The organism is Yersinia sp. 2541 StPb PI (assembly GCF_052217145.1).
GTDB lineage: Bacteria > Pseudomonadota > Gammaproteobacteria > Enterobacterales > Enterobacteriaceae > Yersinia > Yersinia enterocolitica_E.
The window spans coordinates 1,759,039-1,777,343 of sequence record NZ_JAZGQB010000001.1; the positions used below are offsets into that span (position 1 = coordinate 1,759,039).

Genomic DNA, 18,305 nt, shown 5'->3' on the forward strand with positions numbered 1-18,305 from the left:
TGCATGATGAATGATAAAGATCTATCCACATGGCAGACGTTCCGTCGCCTCTGGCCAATGATCTCTCCTTATAAGACCGGTCTTGTTGTCGCGGCGATAGCATTAATCCTTAATGCCGCCAGTGACACGTTTATGCTGTCGTTACTGAAACCTTTGCTCGATGATGGTTTTGGTAAAGCGAATAGCTCAATTTTAAAATGGATGCCGTTGGCTGTTATCGGTTTGATGGTGGTTCGTGGAATAACCGGCTTTATTTCTAGCTATTGTATCTCATGGGTCTCTGGTCAAGTCGTGATGTTCATCCGTCGCCGCTTATTTAGCCATATGATGGGGATGCCGGTATCCTTCTTTGACCAGCAATCGACTGGCACGTTGTTGTCCCGTATTACCTATGATTCTGAGCAGGTAGCGGCATCGTCTTCTGGCGCATTGGTTACAGTGGTGCGTGAAGGGGCCTCTATTATCGGTTTGTTTATCATGATGTTTTATTACAGCTGGCAGTTGTCGCTGATTTTAATCGTCATTGCACCGATTGTTTCTGTTTCTATCCGGTTAGTCTCTAAGCGTTTTCGTAATATCAGTAAAAATATGCAAAGCACCATGGGAGAAGTGACCACCAGTGCAGAGCAAATGCTGAAAGGGCACAAAGAAGTGTTGATCTTTGGTGGCCAGAAAGTTGAAACCGAGCGTTTTGATACCGTCAGTAATCGCATGCGTCAGCAGGGGATGAAGCTGGTTTCTGCTTCTTCCATTTCTGATCCCATCATTCAGTTGATTGCTTCATTTGCGTTGGCGTTTGTGCTGTATGCGGCAAGTTTCCCTAGTGTGATGGAAACTCTGACAGCGGGTACCATCACTGTGGTGTTCTCGGCAATGATTGCTCTGATGCGCCCGTTGAAGTCCCTTACCAATGTGAATGCACAGTTCCAGCGCGGGATGGCAGCTTGTCAGACGCTATTTGCTATTCTGGATATGGAACAGGAAAAAGACGAGGGGAAACTGGAAGTTGAGCGGGCTAAAGGCGAAATAGAATTCCGCCATGTCACTTTCTACTACCCAGGCAAAGACACCCCAGCACTGAATGATATCAATATGCACATTGACGCGGGTAAGACCGTGGCATTGGTAGGGCGTTCAGGCTCAGGTAAGTCAACTATCGCCAATTTACTGACCCGGTTCTATGATGTCAGCGAAGGCAGTATCTTGATGGACGGGCACGATTTGCGTGATTATCGGCTTGGTGCCTTGCGAAACCAAGTCGCCTTGGTGTCGCAAAATGTTCATCTGTTCAATGATACGGTTGCCAATAATATCGCTTATGCCCGTGACGAGCACTATAGCCGCGCTGAAATCGAAGAAGCCGCCCGAATGGCATATGCCATGGATTTTATCAATAAAATGGAATTTGGCCTTGATACTGTTATTGGCGAGAACGGTGTGATGCTCTCAGGTGGGCAACGTCAGCGTATCGCTATCGCTCGTGCGTTATTGCGAGATTGCCCGATATTGATTCTGGATGAAGCTACCTCAGCGCTGGATACTGAATCTGAACGGGCGATTCAGTCCGCATTGGATGAGTTGCAGAAAAACCGTACTTCATTGGTTATTGCCCATCGCTTATCTACGATTGAAAAAGCCGATGAAATTTTGGTCATTGAAGAGGGGCGCATTGTCGAGCGTGGTGTACATGCAGAGTTGTTGGCGCAACATGGTGCCTATGCCCAACTTAATCGTATGCAGTTTGGCCAATGATTGAGCGTATCTGGTCTGGGCGGTCTCGGCTGTATCTGCTACTGCTGCCACTATCTTGGTTATACGGTGCGGTCACAGCACTTATCCGGGCCAGTTACTCTCTTGGCTGGCGTTCTGCTTGGCGCTCACCGGTCCCGGTGGTTATTGTCGGCAACCTTACTGCTGGCGGAAATGGTAAGACACCGGTCGTAATCTGGTTAGTGGAACAGCTAAAACTACGGGGTTACCGTGTTGGGGTGGTGTCTCGTGGCTACGGGGGCAAATCTACGGTGTATCCGCTACTGCTATCCAATGAGACATCCACGGTGCAGGCAGGTGATGAGCCGGTTCTGATATATCAACGTACTCAGGCACCGGTCGCTGTCTCACCAAAGCGCTCAGATGCCATCAAAGCGTTACTAAAAGCTCACACTTTGGACTTCATCATCACCGACGATGGATTGCAACATTATGCGCTACAGCGTGATTTTGAGCTGGTGGTGATCGATGGTGTGCGTCGTTTCGGTAATGGTTGGTGGTTACCGGCAGGCCCGATGCGTGAACGGGCGGGGCGTTTGCACTCAGTGGATGCGGTAATTACCAATGGTGGTATTGCCGCCAGCGGAGAAATACCGATGCAGTTGGTGGCGCGGCAGGCCGTCAATCTGGTTAGCGGTGAGCGGTTACCCGCACAGCAACTCCAGCATGTCGTTGCAATGGCGGGTATTGGTCATCCTCCTCGGTTCTTTACTACCCTGAATTTACTGGGTATTGAGCCTAAGAGTAAGCATGCTTTTGCTGACCATCAGGATTATTCATTAGCACAACTTAGTCCGCTAACGAGTGGCCCGCAAATATTATTGATGACTGAAAAAGATGCAGTCAAGTGCCGGGCTTTTGCTCAGCCTAATTGGTGGTACCTGCCGGTAGATGCACAGTTACCGCCGGATCAGGCTGAACAATTGCTGTTGAACATTCAGGCATTATCACGCCACACCAAGTAGCCCACTTTATAGACTCAGCAGTGTTAGCTTGAGGGATGCCGCGCATGCCACAATTGAGCGCTGCTGGGTTTCTTCATATAGCTGTAGTTCATCAATTACCGTGGCTCCCAGCGCCCGCTGGAAATCCTGCTTGCTGGAGTGCCCCGCAAACTGGCTGTGACCACTGTCCCCTAAATTTGATTGAAAAATACCTGCTGCGCTGACGGGGAGAAAATCCTCATAAACTAACGGCTCATATTGGATAAATTCCCCGTCAATCAATTGGTCTAATGTCAGGTTTTGCATTGATTCAGTAAGGGTACTTAGCCCTCTCTCGGTAGGGAAATAGCGAAAGAAAGCGAGCTGTTCAGCGCGCATTGTCGGGTAGTCATCTGGGAACTGGCTAAATTTCTCCTTGAGAATCGCCATGTATTGCAGGGCATTTTTTTCATTTACGGGAACCTGTAGTTGATCTTGTGCCGCCTGTAGCAGGCAGTCATAGAGATTACGCCCCTTCGCTGTCAGCGCTGCCCCCCGTTGTTCTATTTCACCAAAACGGGCGGTGTGATGCCCTCGAGTGAGTCGACCATCTGTTGCGACAAACGAAACCTGTTCCTCAAGGGCTTTAAAACTGGTTTGCCGTAATAATATTGGACAGCGGCGCGGAGGTGGCCCCTCGATCACCGCTTTGGGGGTAATCTGATGTTCTGGCATCGCAATTTGTACGGCATCGATATGCAACGTTCGTGGCGTTAGGTGGTTAATATGGGGTCCTTTGAAAGCCACCACATCGGCAATTAAACGATGCTGATCGTGCAGTTGTTGGTAAACATCAGCACTTACTGTCGCTTGATTATGCCAGCGAAATGTCTCTAATGACTGAGCAATAAAGTCATCGGCTTCATTGCTGGTCAGCCCGCCGGAAATTTCATGCTGAGTAATTAATTCGATAGCCCGTGGAGTAAATATCACTCTTTTTGCCAGAATATCGGCAGCTTGTTGCCGCAGCTCTGGTTGTTCAATTAATTCAAGGCGCAATAATGAGGTGAAAATTCTAAATGGGCAGGTTTGCAGCGAAGCTTCATGGACAGCGCGGAATGCCGTCGAGTGAACCGGAACCCCAGCCGGGGCCAGGTCATAATAACCAACAGGCAGCATACCCATCACCGCAAACAGGCGGCGCAGGGTCGCAAGTTCAGCGGCGGTTCCCACTCGGATAGCACCGTGTCGTTCCATGTTCAGGCGCTCAATCTCTCCGGTCCGGCGTAAATGGCGGGTAAGTTCCGGTTGCTGACCCATAGTTTGGTTGTTGATATCAGCAACCAGTTGTAACAAGGCTCCGTATAGCGGCACTTCATCCTGATACATATCCGACATGGCACTGGAGAATCTGGCGCGAATCTCATCGGGGTGGACAAACGGTGGGTGAGTCATAATCGGATAGCTCCTTCATGCTTATTCAGTTTTTAGTCTAGATTGATATCGATAATTAATGGGGTAAGCAGTGGAGAATATTGGTTTTTTATGCGTGGCATCCCATTGATGCTACTTACTGAACTACCTTCCCAGATAAAATAGTTGCGCGGCATGGTATTTTATGAGTTAATAGCCGCTGGCCTGTGCTACAGACCTATTTATGTGTAAGAGTGTTCGAGACTAAAGTAAAGCAGTTCCTCCCAGACGTTATCTTGTTGATGCCGATCCAAAGACGAACCTTCCAGTATCTCTGATAGTAACTCCCATAAGTAATGTTCTGATGCAGGCCCGCTATTACTCATAGCGCGAGTGCCTTATGGCAGATTTAATGTTATTTGAAAGAAGAAGTTGAAGGTGAAGTTTATGTCTAAGAAGACAGGTCAGGTTAAGTGGTTCAACGAAAGCAAAGGTTTTGGTTTTATTGAACAGCATGATGGCGGTAAAGATGTGTTTGTTCACTTCTCCGCGATCGCAACTGATGGTTTCAAAACCTTGGCTGAAGGCCAGCGTGTTGAGTATACCATCCAAGACAGCCCGCGCGGGCCGGCTGCTGCAAACGTTGTTGCTCTGTAATTTAAGAGAAATAATGTTTAGATTATCTTAGAAAGTGATGATGCCGATGTGCTAATCATCGATCTGGATAGCAAAATTCTAAAGCCCGCACTTATGCGGGTTTTTTCATAAAATCAAGCTCATAGAGGTTTAATCAGAAAACTTTAGGATGGGCAACTGCATCTAAACAATAAATAAAAATGAGTTGTTAGGATGCCCAGTAAAAGGAAATTTATTATGACGTTAAAAATGGGTCGCGTGAAATGGTTCAACCAATCAGAAGGTTACGGTTTCATCTCGCCACACGATGGTAGTTTGGATGTGTATGTCAGCAAAACGGCTATCGCCAACACCAAAAATAAATCACTCAGTGAAGGGCAGGACGTTGAATTCTCTACTTATCGTAGTATTCACGGGCCGTCAGCAGCAGATGTGATCGCTTTCTAAGTAAACGACGACGATCAACTCGTTTTCTAAGCAAACGGCTACCTTTTGGTAGCCGTTTGTATTTATACCCTTGGGTATTTTTGGCCTCTATTCGACAGGTTGCTTTGTCGCCGGGCAGCTTTTGCAGGTGCTTCTATTTGTCTTTATGCGGCTTAGTTGCTGAAGTTAGCAAACAGCGCAATAATTTTATGGAATACTTTCATCTCTTACTCGATATGCCTATTTATGTGATGTGAATCACAAAATTCTACTCCTCGCTATTCAACATATCAATAACAAAACCAGCATTTATCCCACGAGATAGCTATCTATATTTACTTATGTAGTTGCTAATTAACATAACTCCTTGTTATTAATCGCTGATAGCGCAGGCAGCATCGGTACAGTTAACCTGCCTCAGCAGATATGGTATCCTCGAGCACTTTCCTGCTGGCTAAACTCCATTCTGGAGGATGTATGGACCACCGTTTACTCGAGATCGTTGCCTGTCCGGTTTGCAACGGCAAGTTGTATTTCAATAAAGAAAACCTTGAATTGGTATGTAAAGCTGACAATCTGGCTTACCCGGTGCGCGATGGTATTCCGGTATTGTTGGAGAATGAAGCCCGCCCACTGTCAATTGATGAGAAGCACGCATGAGTTTCATCGCTATAATTCCCGCTCGATATGCTTCAACCCGGTTACCCGGCAAGCCATTGGCCGATATTGCGGGCAAACCGATGGTAGTTCATGTGATGGAACGAGCAAAGGCGTCGGGCGCGTCACGGGTGATTGTGGCAACAGATCATCCTGAGGTGGTGAGAGCCGTTGAGGCTGCCGGTGGTGAGGCCTGTATGACCCGTGCCGATCATCAATCTGGCACCGAGCGCTTAGCCGAAGTTATTGAACTATATGGTTTTTCAGATGATGATATTATCGTAAATGTCCAAGGGGATGAACCTCTGATACCCCCGGTAATTATCCGTCAGGTGGCTGATAATCTGGCCGCTTGTCGTGCTGGCATGGCAACATTAGCGGTGCCGATTGAAAGTAGCGAAGAAGCATTTAACCCTAATGCGGTTAAAGTGGTGATGGATGAGCAAGGCTACGCGCTCTATTTCTCCCGCGCGGCGATCCCATGGGAAAGAGAGCGTTTTGCTCAGTCAAAAGAGACTATCGGTGATTGTTTCTTACGCCATATTGGTATCTATGCTTATCGTGCAGGTTTTATCCGCCGTTATGTTAATTGGGCGCCGAGCAAACTCGAACAAATCGAGCTATTAGAGCAACTTCGAGTACTGTGGTATGGCGAAAAGATCCACGTCGCGGTAGCAAAAGCGATACCCACGGTTGGGGTTGATACTCAGGCTGATCTGGATCGGGTGCGCGCTATCATGTTTCATCAGTAACCATTACGGGCACCGAACTGTTTGCGCCAGGTCCAATTGGGCCTGGCGTTTTTACTTTGTATCCGATAGTTTGATTTTTATTATCAATAATAGTTGATCTGCATTCTGGAAATCTCCCGCCCGTCATCCCATTATGAACCATCAATTTCGCCAGATAATTGGACTGAGCATAATGGAACAACTGAAAGCTGAATTAAGTGTGGTGCTCGGGGAATCTATCACCCGCCTCGAACGTATCAGCGAGCAGCCCTATGCCCACCTGTACGCGATGTATAACCAGCAGGGGCAGGCAATCCCATTACTGGCGAAGAGCTATGTTTGTCAGGGGATTGCACAGCAAGAGGCGTATAAACTTTCCATGCTGGCTCGGGAAGGTGATATCCGGCTACCCACAGTGTACGGACTGGTGATGACCCACCAATCCCCGTATAAAGAAATTCTGTTGATGGAGCGTTTACGTGGTGTTTCGGTGGAGGCACCGACTCGGACGGGGGAGCGCTGGGATGCTTTGATGGATCAGATAGTTGAAGGTGTGCTGGCATGGCACCGCATTGATAGCCACGGTTGTGTGGGTAATGTTGATAGCACCCAGGAAAATGATTGGTTCAGTTGGTATCAGCAACGAGTTGAAGTGTTGTGGGCGACCTTGTCTAATATGAATTCACCGGTTATGACATTGGAAGACCGTGCAATACTTTACCGTGCGAAGGCGTCATTAACGGCACTTTTTGCCGGTTTTGATGACAGCTCAGTGCTGGTGCACGGCAACCTGACTCTCCGCAGCATGTTAAAAGATGCGCGCAGCGATCAGTTGCTAGCGATGCTTAATCCTGGTCCGATGTTGTGGGCTCCACGAGAGTATGACTTGTTCCGCCTCAGCGAAGAGGGCATGCCTAGTCAGCTATTCTATCGTTATCTCAATAAAGCACCGGTCTCTGAATCCTTTGTTGCCCGCCGATGGCTCTATACCCTTTGGGAACTGGTGGCCCGCTTCATCCATACCGGGAATCTGGATCGTGCTGTATTTGATAATGCCGCCAGGCAACTTCTCCCTTGGCTAGATTAATATCCTTCATCTTTCAAGTTGCTGGTGTGTTGGCTGCGCTCAATAACCCGAATCACTTACTGCTCTTGACCTTAAAAAATAAGTAAGCTCATCGGGATTTTTTCCCTTGCCGCCTTCCTGCATTTCGAAATCTATTGGATATTGACGGGTGACAATGAGTTATTAATAGCAAAATTATTCATCCTTGCTATCCCCGCTTAATTTTTGCCACAACAGCCCCAATGTTTCATACCAGGCACGCTCGGTGTGGCCTAAATAAGCCGCTGCTGGAATAGCACGCTCCCAGCTATGCAGTGGCGTGGTGATGGCTAACTGATTTGCAGGCGCGGGGATTGGATGTAACCCAATGGCGGTAAAGAATTTAATCGCTCGGGGCAGATGATTTGCCGAGGTGACCAGCAAAAATGGTTTATTACCCACCAGAGTGGCGACCGCCGCGGCTTCTTCAACGGTATCTTTCGGTTGCTCTAACGCAATAATATTCGCCACCGGAACACCTAAGCTTTCTGCCACCTGAGCTGCTGTTGTTGCACTGCTTTGGTTGTTCGGACCCGCACTGCCAGTAAAAACCATTTTTGCGTTAGGATGTGCACGATACAGCCTGACACCCTCAGTGACTCTTGGCAGGCTATTTGCGAATAAATTGGCGCTTGGTGCCCAATTCGGATTAAACGTGTAGCCGCCACCGAGCACAACAATGTAATCTACCGGGTCGTTTCCCTGATAAGTCGGGTATGACTTTTCCAGTGGCAATAGCAGGCGGTCAGCGACAGGTTGCAGGCTAATAAGCAATAATACCAGCCAACTCAACGCAAAAAGTGTTTTGCCACTTTTCTGCCAGCGGGTAAACCACAATAAAATTAGTGCCAGCCCCATGATGATGAGTAACAAGGGCAGGGGCATTAATAAGCCGCCAACAAACTTTTTTAAGGTGAAAAGCATAAAAATAGGGCCCTTTTGGCTGAAAAACCGGCATTTGGCGCTGATTACAGGCCAAGAGGATTTATTCTAAGTCAGGCTGTGCCAAAATAGCAGGTTGGTAGGCATTCTTTTTACTGTGGCTATTGATTTACCATTATCTATCAAAGCCGTTAAATCAATAGTTATAGCGGAGCAGTTGTTCATGCAGGATCGCAATTTCGATGACATTGCTGAGAAGTTTTCCCGCAATATCTATGGTACGACGAAGGGAATGATTCGCCAGGCGGTGGTTTGGCAAGATATCAGCGGGCTGTTAGCGCAGTTGCCACCACGCCCGTTGCGGATTTTAGATGCAGGTGGTGGCGAAGGGCATATGGCTTGCCAACTGGCGGCATTAGGCCATCAGGTCCTATTATGTGACCTGTCAGCGGAGATGATCCAGCGCGCGAAAGCCGCTGCCTTGGAAAAAGGTGTGAGCCACAACATGCAATTTGTACAAAGTGCGGCTCAGGACATCACCCAACATTTAGAACAGCCGGTTGATCTGATATTGTTCCATGCGGTTTTAGAATGGATTGCAGAGCCTCAACACGTTCTGCAAATACTCTTTAATGCGTTGACTCCCGGCGGCGCGCTCTCATTGATGTTTTTCAATGCCAATGGATTGGTGATGCGTAATGCGGTATTGGGTAACTTTCAGTTGGCGTTACCGGGTGTAAAAAGGCGTAGGCAGCGTTCGCTATCGCCGCAATACCCTTTAGATCCACCAACGGTATATGGTTGGCTTGAGCAAATGGGTTTATCCATTAGCGGTAAGACGGGAGTACGGGTGTTTCACGATTACATGAAAAATAAACAGCAACAAGTTGATGAGTTTGCTGAATTATTGGCGTTGGAACAGCGCTATTGCCGGCAGGAGCCCTTTATCAGCCTGGGGCGCTACGTGCATGTCATGGCGTTTAAGCCAAATCTGAAGGACCCATTATGAGTGACTTTTCCCAGACAGTACCCGAACTGGTCGCCTGGGCGCGGAAAAATGACTTTTCGATTACTCTGCCCACCGATCGTTTGGCCTTTCTTTTAGCTATTGCCACGTTAAACGGTGAGCGGCTGGATGGCGAAATGAGTGAAGGGGAGTTAGTTGATGCATTTCGCCACGTCTGCAAAGGTTTTGAGCAGACCCATGAAACCGTGGCCGTGCGCGCGAATAATGCTATCAATGACATGGTGCGCCAGCGGTTACTCAACCGCTTTACCAGTGAAATTGCCGATGGTAATGCGATTTACCGCCTGACGCCGTTAGGCATTGGTATCACTGACTACTATATCCGGCAGCGCGAATTCTCCACCCTGCGCCTGTCAATGCAGTTATCGATTGTCGCACAAGAGCTACAACGGGCGGCAGAAGCAGCCGAAGAGGGGGGGGATGAATTCCACTGGCATCGTAATGTTTTTGCCCCGCTAAAATATTCAGTTGCTGAAATTTTCGACAGCATTGATATGACGCAACGCTTGATGGACGAGCAGCAACATAGTGTGAAGGAAGATATCGCCGCGTTGCTGAATCAGGATTGGCGGGCGGCTATTGCCAGTTGTGAAATGCTGTTGTCAGAAACATCCGGCACACTGCGTGAATTACAAGATACGCTGGAAGCGGCAGGTGATAAACTTCAGGCTAACCTGTTACGTATTCAAGAAGCCACTATCGGCAATGCGGGTCTGGATCTGGTGGATAAGTTGGTCTTTGATTTACAAAGTAAACTTGACCGCATTATCAGTTGGGGTCAGCAGGCGATTGACCTGTGGATCGGCTATGACCGCCACGTGCATAAGTTTATCCGTACTGCGATTGATATGGATAAAAACCGTGTCTTCGCCCAACGCTTGCGCCAGTCAGTTCAGAATTATTTTGATAGCCCATGGACTCTCACCTATGCCAACGCTGATCGCTTGCTGGATATGCGCGATGAAGAACTGGCGTTGCGCAGTGAGGAAGTTACCGGGGAGCTGCCACCGGATCTGGAATTTGAAGAATTTAATGAGATCCGTGAGCAATTAGCCGCCCTGATTGAGCAGGCGTTGTTGGTATACCAGCAACAAAAGATGCCACTTAATCTGGGGGAAGTGATGCGCGACTACCTCGCGCAATATCCGCGTGCTCGTCATTTCGACGTGGCTCGTATCCTGGTCGACCAGGCAGTTCGCCTTGGTGTGGCCGAAGCCGATTTCTCAGGGTTACCAGCAGAATGGTTGGCAATCAATGATTACGGAGCCAAGGTGCAGGCACATGTCATCAACAAATATTGAAGTAGTAATGCCCGTTAAACTGGCTCAGGCATTGGCCAACTCACTGTTTCCAGCACTTGACAGCCAGTTACGTGCCGGTCGTCATATCGGGATTGATGAACTGGATAATCATGCTTTCCTGATGGATTTTCAGGAGCAACTGGAAGAGTTTTATACCCGTTATAACGTGGAGTTAATCCGTGCACCGGAAGGTTTCTTCTATCTGCGTCCCCGTTCTACCACGCTGATTCCACGCTCGGTGCTATCTGAGCTGGATATGATGGTTGGCAAGATCCTTTGTTATCTGTATCTCAGCCCTGAACGTTTGGCCCATGAAGGCATTTTCGCGCAGCACGAATTATACGAAGAGCTGCTAAGTCTGGCCGATGAGAGCAAATTGCTGAAGTTTGTTAACCAGCGCTCAACCGGGTCGGATTTGGATAAACAGAAGTTGCAGGAAAAAGTACGAACCTCACTTAACCGGCTGCGTCGGTTGGGGATGATCTACTTTATGGGCAATGACAGCAGCAAGTTTCGTATCACTGAAGCGGTATTCCGCTTTGGTGCTGATGTGCGTAGCGGCGATGACCCACGGGAAGCCCAGTTACGCATGATCCGTGATGGCGAGGCCATGGCGGTGGAAAACAGTCTGTCACTCCATGATGAAAGCGATGAAACTGACATCACCATGGGTAATGCAGCGGACAGTGCAGAGGATGAACAGGAATGATTGAACGCGGTAAATTTCGCTCGCTGACCTTGGTTAACTGGAATGGTTTTTTTGCCCGGACATTCGATCTTGATGAGCTGGTAACCACTTTATCTGGCGGCAATGGTGCGGGTAAATCCACCACTATGGCCGCTTTCGTTACAGCACTGATTCCTGACCTGACACTGCTGCACTTTCGTAACACCACCGAAGCCGGTGCCACCAGTGGTTCTCGTGATAAAGGTCTGCACGGCAAATTGCGGGCCGGGGTCTGTTATTCAACGCTGGATGTCGTCAACTCCCGCCACCAACGTGTGGTTGTCGGGGTGCGGTTGCAACAAGTGGCAGGGCGTGACCGCAAGGTTGATATTAAGCCTTTCACCATTCAGGGGCTGCCGACGGCTATCCAACCTACCCAGATTCTTACAGAGGTGGTGGGTGAGCGTCAGGCGCGCGTCCTGTCATTACAAGAGCTGAAAGAGCGCGTCGAAGCGATGGAAGGGGTGCAGTTCAAGCAATTTAACTCCATCACTGACTACCACTCGCTGATGTTTGATTTGGGTGTGATTCCAAAGCGTTTACGCTCTTCTGCCGATCGCAGCAAATTTTACCGTTTGATAGAAGCATCGTTGTACGGTGGTATTTCCAGCGCGATTACCCGCTCACTGCGTGATTACTTATTGCCAGAAAACAGCGGCGTGCGGAAAGCCTTCCAGGATATGGAAGCGGCATTGCGTGAAAACCGTATGACCCTTGAGGCTATTCGTGTCACTCAATCTGATCGTGATCTGTTTAAGCATCTGATTTCAGAGGCAACGTCCTACGTTGCTGCTGACTATATGCGTCATGCCAATGAGCGGCGGATCCATCTTGATGGCGCATTGGTATTGCGCCGTGACTTGCTGACCAGCCGCAAGCAATTGGTGACTGAGCAGTATCGTCATGTGGAAATGTCGCGAGAGTTAGCCGAGCAAAGCAGTGCGGAATCGGATCTGGAAACAGATTATCAGGCGGCCAGTGACCACCTGAGTCTGGTGCAGACCGCCATGCGCCAGCAGGAAAAGATCGAGCGCTACCAGAGTGATTTGGAAGAGTTGACTTACCGGCTGGAAGAGCAAAATGAAGTTGTCGCCGAGGCCAGCGAGCAGCAGGCCGATAACGAAGCCCGTGCTGAAGCTGCTGAGTTGGAGGTGGACGAACTGAAAAGTCAGTTGGCCGATTACCAGCAAGCGCTGGACGTTCAACAGACCCGTGCTATCCAATATCAGCAAGCCTTACAGGCTTTGGAACGCGCGCGCGCACTGTGTCAGTTGCCAGAATTAACTGCCGATAATGCCGAAGAGTGGCTAGAAACCTTCCATGCCAAAGAGCAGGAAGCGACTGAATCTTTATTACAACTTGAGCAAAAACTGAGTGTTGCTGATGCTGCGCACAGCCAATTTGAGCAAGCTTATCAGTTAGTGGTGGCTATCGCCGGCGAAGTCAGTCGCAGTGAAGCCTGGCAAACTGCGCGGGAATTGTTGCGTGACTGGCCGTCTCAACAACATTTGGCTGAACGTGTGCAACCATTGCGGATGCGTTTGTCAGAGCTGGAACAGCGTTTACGTGCTCAGCAAGACGCAGAGCGCTTGCTGCAAGAGTTCTGTAAACGTCAGGGGCAAGTATACCAGCCGGAGGAGTTGGAAGAGTTGCAGCGTGAGCTGGAGTCACAGGTTGAAGAGCTCTCTCTCAACGTCAGTGATGCTGGTGAGCGGCGCATGGAAATGCGTCAGGAACTCGAGCAAATTAAGCTCAAAATTCAAGAGCTGACGGCGCGTGCGCCAGTCTGGTTGGCGGCACAAGATGCGCTGAGTCAACTCAGCGAACAGAGCGGTGAGGCGCTGGAGGATAGCCGTCAGGTTACCGAACACATGCAGCAACTGCTGGAGCGTGAACGCGAAACCACGGTGGAGCGCGATGAAGTTGCCGCAAGCAAACGTGCTGTTGATACGCAAATTGAGCGGTTAAGTCAGCCAAGTGGTGCTGAAGATGCGCGGATGATTGCTTTGGCCGAACGCTTCGGTGGTGTGTTGCTCTCCGAGATTTATGACGATGTTACCATCGATGATGCGCCATACTTCTCCGCGCTGTATGGCCCATCGCGCCACGGTATCGTGGTACCGGACTTGTCACTAGTGCGGGATCAACTACAGGGTTTAGAAGACTGCCCGGAAGACCTCTATCTTATCGAGGGTGACCCACAATCATTTGATGACAGTGTATTTGCCGTTGAAGAGCATGAAAAAGCAGTAGTGGTTAAAATTGCGGATCGCCAGTGGCGTTACTCCCGTTATCCAGAACTGCCGCTGTTTGGCCGCGCTGCCCGTGAGAACCGGCTGGAAGCACTGTATCAAGAGCGTGACAGCCTGGCTGAACGTTATGCCACGCTGTCATTTGATGTGCAAAAAACGCAACGCTTGCATCAAGCATTCAGCCGTTTTATCGGTTCTCATCTGGCCGTGGCATTTGATGCAGATCCTGAAGCTGAAATTCGTTTACTCAATACCCGTCGTGGTGAAATAGAGCGAGCTCTGAGTGCACACGAAGAAAGCAACCAGCAGCAGCGCCAGCAATTTGAACAGGCTAAAGAGGGGATTTCAGCCCTTAACCGCTTGATCCCACTGATTTCATTGCTACTTGATGATACGTTGACTGACCGTGTCGAAGAGATAACTGAAGAATCGGCGCAAGCGCAAGAGGCGGCTCGCCATATTCAGAAGCATGGCGCTTCCCTGACTAAACTTGAACCGCTGTTAGCGGTATTACAAAGTGACCCGCAACAACACGAACAGTTGCAGGAAAACTATGTATTGGCGCAAAACAGCCAGCGTCAGGCTAAACAGCAAGCTTTTGCACTGACTGAAGTTGTTCAGCGTCGTGCGCACTTTAGCTATACCGATTCTGCGGGCATGTTGACGGAGAACTCTGATCTCAACGACAAACTGCGCCAGCGTTTGGAGCAGGCGGAAGCAGAACGCACTCGCGCTCGTGAGCAGTTACGTCAGTATCAAGCGCAATTTACCCAGTATAATCAGGTGCTAGCGTCGTTAAAAAGTTCTTATGACGCCAAGCGTGACATGCTGAAAGAGTTAAGTCAGGAACTGGTGGATATCGGTGTTCAGGCTGATGCTAATGCAGAAGCCCGTGCTCGTACCCGCCGTGACGAGTTGCATGCGGCATTAAGTACTAACCGTTCACGCCGTAATCAGTTGGAAAAACAGCTAACCTTCTGTGAAGCTGAGATGGATAGCCTCCAGAAGAAACTGCGCAAGCTGGAACGAGATTATCATCAGATCCGTGAACAAGTCGTCAATGCCAAAGCAGGTTGGTGTGCGGTGATGCGGATGGTGAAAGATAATGGCGTTGAGCGTCGTTTGCATCGCCGCGAACTGGCCTATATGGACGGTGACGAGCTGCGTTCTATGTCGGATAAAGCCTTGGGTGCTCTGCGTCTGGCGGTGGCTGATAATGAACATCTGCGCGATGTGCTGCGTTTGTCTGAAGATCCGAAACGGCCTGAGCGTAAGATTCAGTTCTATATCGCGGTCTACCAACATCTGCGTGAACGTATTCGTCAGGATATTATTCGCACTGATGATCCGGTTGAAGCCATTGAACAGATGGAGATTGAACTGGGCCGTTTGACCGAAGAATTAACCGCTCGCGAACAGAAGCTGGCAATCAGTTCCAAAAGTGTATCGAATATTATCCGTAAAACTATTCAGCGCGAACAGAACCGCATCCGTATGCTGAATCAGGGTTTGCAAGCGGTGTCATTTGGTCAGGTCAAGAGCGTGCGGCTGAATGTGAATGTACGTGAAGCTCACGCGACCTTGCTCGATGTGCTATCCGAGCAGCAAGAGCAGCATCAGGATCTGTTTAATAGCAATCGTCTGACCTTCTCCGAAGCATTGGCAAAACTGTACCAGCGGTTGAACCCACAAATGGATATGGGGCAGCGCTTGCCGCAGACCATCGGTGAAGAACTGCTTGATTACCGTAACTATCTGGAACTGGAAGTCGAAGTTTATCGCGGTTCAGATGGCTGGCTGCGGGCAGAAAGCGGCGCATTGTCAACCGGTGAGGCTATTGGTACCGGTATGTCAATACTGGTCATGGTGGTACAGAGTTGGGAAGAAGAGTCACGTCGTCTGCGCGGCAAAGATATTTCCCCTTGCCGTTTGCTGTTCCTCGATGAAGCGGCGCGTTTGGATGCCAAATCTATCGCGACATTATTTGAACTGTGCGAGCGGCTGGAAATGCAATTAATAATTGCAGCACCAGAAAATATCAGCCCGGAAAAAGGGACAACCTATAAGTTGGTACGAAAAGTCTTCCAAAATCATGAGCATGTACATGTGGTTGGCTTACGAGGTTTTGCCAATGAAATACCAACATTGCCGCCGATACCTGCCGAGATACAACCCGGCGGTTAATTATTGTTCAGAAAGAAGGCGGCAATAATTAATCCGATTAAATGGTCGCTAACTAGCGGCCATTTTTATTTCTTCCACACCTTAGGGTTATATTTTATAACCACTGGAAATCTGTTAGCGTAACGTAAATGGTTAAATTTATATCGTTGACCACGCAAGGGGCAGTTCTGTTTGTATAATAATGATGAAAACCCGAAACTATTGAAGTGGTAGCCAACGAACAAATCTCGTTGAACTGATCGACGCTCAGGGATTCGGGTGCCAGAGCAGCAACAATGCTGCGGCTTCAGGGAAGAAGGGTAACGACAGACTATGACGTACTTAGATAAGCATACCGGGGGCATAGAATGTCGATAAGGAAACGAAATCCGCAACGCGCATTAGCATTATACTGCGCTTTAATTTATAGCCTGATGCCGATATTTACAGCATCAGCCACGGCACCTGTCATGCCGTTAGACTCATCCTCAGCGCTGCCTATGAGTGGTACGACAATGTCGGTCGCACAAAGCCGCTCACAGTTATTATCAGTGCTGCCTAAAACGGTGACACCTTTCTATGCTTCTGAGTTGGCATTGCTTTATGCCGCCAACCGTATGCAACCGATGTGGCAGGATAGAACTGCGGTGCAGCATTTTCAGCAGCAATTAGCTGAAGTGGCACTCTCCGGTCTCCAGCCGCAATTTATGCAGTGGGTAAAATGGCTGAGTGACCCTGACATTACCGGTCAAGCTCGCGATGTTATTTTGTCAGATGCCATGCTGGGATACTTGCACTTTATTTCAGGTGTTGGCGCTAACGGTAGTGTCTGGTTATACAGCAATGTGCCATACAAAATGGCGATGCCGCCGGTTACTATTTTAAATCGTTGGCAGCAAGCGGTGCATGAAGGGACCACCGCACCCTATCTGGCATCGCTGGCCCCCCAACATCCTCAATACGACAAAATGCATCAGGCATTGAAACTGATGCTGGCAGACCGCCAGCCATGGCCACAGATGTCTAATGGCCCCAGCCTGCGCCCAGGTCAGTTAAGTGACGATATTCCAGCGCTACGGGAAATCCTAGACAGAACGGGCATGCTACACCCCATTGCATCTGAACCGGCCAAAGCCCCAGAGGTTATCCCGGTGGATAATCCAGCAGTAGCCGTGGTCAATGATGATCTCTCGGTTGATGAAGAAAAGAGCCGTGCTCAGGCTCACAGTTTAGTGGTTAGCCCTTCAGCGGCACCCGTGGCCGACGTTCCTGTTACCGGTGGGGTTGTAGCGTCGCCATCAGCGCCGCTCACCACAACTATAACCGACAATGTTTATACGCCTGAGTTGGTGGAAGCCGTTAAACGTTTTCAACAGTGGCATGGGCTAAGTGATGATGGTGTTATTGGTGTCCGAACTCGTGAATGGTTGAATGTCTCACCACAAACGCGGGCAACATTATTGGCATTGAATATTCAGCGGTTGCGTATTTTACCGGGACACGTCGATAACGGCATTATGGTTAATATCCCAAACTATTCGCTTAATTATTATAAGAATGGTGCTGAGGTTCTCTCATCGCGGGTGATTGTTGGCCGTCCAAGCCGCAAGACACCGTTGATGAGCAGTGCGTTAAATAATGTGGTGGTCAATCCGCCGTGGAATGTACCAACGTCTCTAGTGCGCCAGGATATCGTACCCAAAGCACGCTATGACGCCGGCTATTTCCAGCGTCATGGTTATACCGTTCTGTCTGGTTGGAGTAATGAGGCTGAAGTTGTTGATCCATCGATGATCGATTGGAGCATGATTTCGCCTAATAACTTCCCGTACCGTCTGCGTCAGGCACCAGGTGCCAGCAATTCATTAGGGCGCTTCAAATTCAATATGCCAAGCTCTGATGCTATCTACTTACATGACACGCCGAACCATGGTCTGTTCCAGAAAGATATCCGTGCATTAAGTTCCGGCTGTGTCCGCGTCAATAAAGCCTCGGATCTGGCAAATATGTTATTGCAAGATGCTGGTTGGAATGATGCGCGGGTTTCCTCAACGTTAAAACAAGGCGATACCACCTACGTGAATATTCGCCAACGTGTCCCGGTGCAATTGTATTACCTGACAGCATGGGTGGCGGATGACGGTAGGCCACAATTTAGAACAGATATTTACAATTATGATAAGACGGTGAGATCCGGTGCACAAATCTCACCTCAGGCTGAACTTTTAATGCAATAAATGCAGTAAAACTCAATAACTAATGGTCTTAATATCGGGTTGTCGTAGGGGGCCC

Annotated in this window: 14 protein-coding genes; 12 read left to right on the forward strand and 2 right to left on the reverse strand. The window is 49.1% G+C overall.

Features of this window, described 5'->3' with window-relative positions; all coding sequences use genetic code 11:
- Positions 1 to 3 precede the first annotated feature (3 nt).
- Both msbA and lpxK read left to right on the forward strand, forming a co-directional pair.
- Positions 4 to 1,752, forward strand: coding sequence for a lipid A ABC transporter ATP-binding protein/permease MsbA (gene msbA / locus V1953_RS07720; protein WP_420072995.1), 1,749 nt, complete (start codon positions 4 to 6; stop codon positions 1,750 to 1,752).
- Positions 1,749 to 2,735 (forward strand): tetraacyldisaccharide 4'-kinase, encoded by a 987-nt coding sequence (gene lpxK / locus V1953_RS07725; RefSeq protein ID WP_372569318.1) that lies wholly within the window; start codon positions 1,749 to 1,751, stop codon positions 2,733 to 2,735. The genes msbA and lpxK overlap by 4 nt, the downstream gene beginning before the upstream one ends.
- Positions 2,736 to 2,741: 6 nt before the next feature.
- Here lpxK and hglS read toward each other — a convergent pair whose 3' ends face one another.
- Positions 2,742 to 4,148, reverse strand: a complete 1,407-nt coding sequence (gene hglS, locus V1953_RS07730) for a 2-oxoadipate dioxygenase/decarboxylase HglS (RefSeq protein ID WP_420072994.1) — start codon at positions 4,146 to 4,148, stop codon at positions 2,742 to 2,744.
- A 405-nt stretch (positions 4,149 to 4,553) separates the two neighbouring features.
- Here hglS and cspE point away from each other — a divergent pair, with 405 nt between their 5' ends.
- The 5 genes from cspE to V1953_RS07755 all read left to right on the forward strand — a co-directional run bounded on the left by cspE (position 4,554) and on the right by V1953_RS07755 (position 7,643).
- The gene (gene cspE, locus V1953_RS07735; protein WP_032906172.1) at positions 4,554 to 4,763 is read left to right on the forward strand and encodes a transcription antiterminator/RNA stability regulator CspE; all 210 of its coding nucleotides are present in this window, start codon (positions 4,554 to 4,556) and stop codon (positions 4,761 to 4,763) included.
- Positions 4,764 to 4,979: 216 nt separating this feature from the next.
- Positions 4,980 to 5,189, forward strand: coding sequence for a cold-shock protein (locus V1953_RS07740; protein ID WP_005159937.1), 210 nt, complete (start codon positions 4,980 to 4,982; stop codon positions 5,187 to 5,189).
- 456 nt (positions 5,190 to 5,645) lie between these two features.
- Entirely contained in the window at positions 5,646 to 5,828 is a 183-nt protein-coding gene (locus V1953_RS07745; RefSeq protein WP_004700032.1) for a Trm112 family protein, read from the forward strand.
- Positions 5,825 to 6,577, forward strand: a complete 753-nt coding sequence (kdsB, locus tag V1953_RS07750) for a 3-deoxy-manno-octulosonate cytidylyltransferase (RefSeq protein ID WP_442850812.1) — start codon at positions 5,825 to 5,827, stop codon at positions 6,575 to 6,577. The genes V1953_RS07745 and kdsB overlap by 4 nt, the downstream gene beginning before the upstream one ends.
- A gap of 172 nt (positions 6,578 to 6,749) precedes the next feature.
- On the forward strand, positions 6,750 to 7,643 hold the full coding sequence (locus V1953_RS07755) for a YcbJ family phosphotransferase (protein WP_083158444.1): 894 nt from the start codon (positions 6,750 to 6,752) through the stop codon (positions 7,641 to 7,643).
- A gap of 174 nt (positions 7,644 to 7,817) precedes the next feature.
- Here V1953_RS07755 and elyC read toward each other — a convergent pair whose 3' ends face one another.
- Complete coding sequence (gene elyC / locus V1953_RS07760; RefSeq protein WP_083158445.1) at positions 7,818 to 8,585, reverse strand: envelope biogenesis factor ElyC; 768 nt, start codon at positions 8,583 to 8,585, stop codon at positions 7,818 to 7,820.
- Between the two features lie 181 nt (positions 8,586 to 8,766).
- On the opposite strand from elyC, the gene cmoM reads away from it, so the two are divergent.
- The 5 genes from cmoM (at position 8,767) to ldtD (ending at position 18,250) form a co-directional block, all read left to right on the forward strand.
- Positions 8,767 to 9,552: a tRNA uridine 5-oxyacetic acid(34) methyltransferase CmoM gene (gene cmoM / locus V1953_RS07765; RefSeq protein WP_420072993.1), complete on the forward strand. Its 786-nt coding sequence runs from the start codon at positions 8,767 to 8,769 to the stop codon at positions 9,550 to 9,552.
- The gene (gene mukF / locus V1953_RS07770; protein ID WP_102970391.1) at positions 9,549 to 10,871 is read left to right on the forward strand and encodes a chromosome partition protein MukF; all 1,323 of its coding nucleotides are present in this window, start codon (positions 9,549 to 9,551) and stop codon (positions 10,869 to 10,871) included. Before cmoM ends, mukF begins: the two co-directional genes overlap by 4 nt.
- On the forward strand, positions 10,852 to 11,580 hold the full coding sequence (gene mukE / locus V1953_RS07775) for a chromosome partition protein MukE (protein ID WP_042568220.1): 729 nt from the start codon (positions 10,852 to 10,854) through the stop codon (positions 11,578 to 11,580). The genes mukF and mukE overlap by 20 nt, the downstream gene beginning before the upstream one ends.
- Entirely contained in the window at positions 11,577 to 16,034 is a 4,458-nt protein-coding gene (mukB, locus tag V1953_RS07780; protein ID WP_083158447.1) for a chromosome partition protein MukB, read from the forward strand. Before mukE ends, mukB begins: the two co-directional genes overlap by 4 nt.
- Before the next feature lie 347 nt (positions 16,035 to 16,381).
- Positions 16,382 to 18,250 (forward strand): L,D-transpeptidase, encoded by a 1,869-nt coding sequence (gene ldtD / locus V1953_RS07785; protein WP_442850813.1) that lies wholly within the window; start codon positions 16,382 to 16,384, stop codon positions 18,248 to 18,250.
- Positions 18,251 to 18,305: the final 55 nt, after the last annotated feature.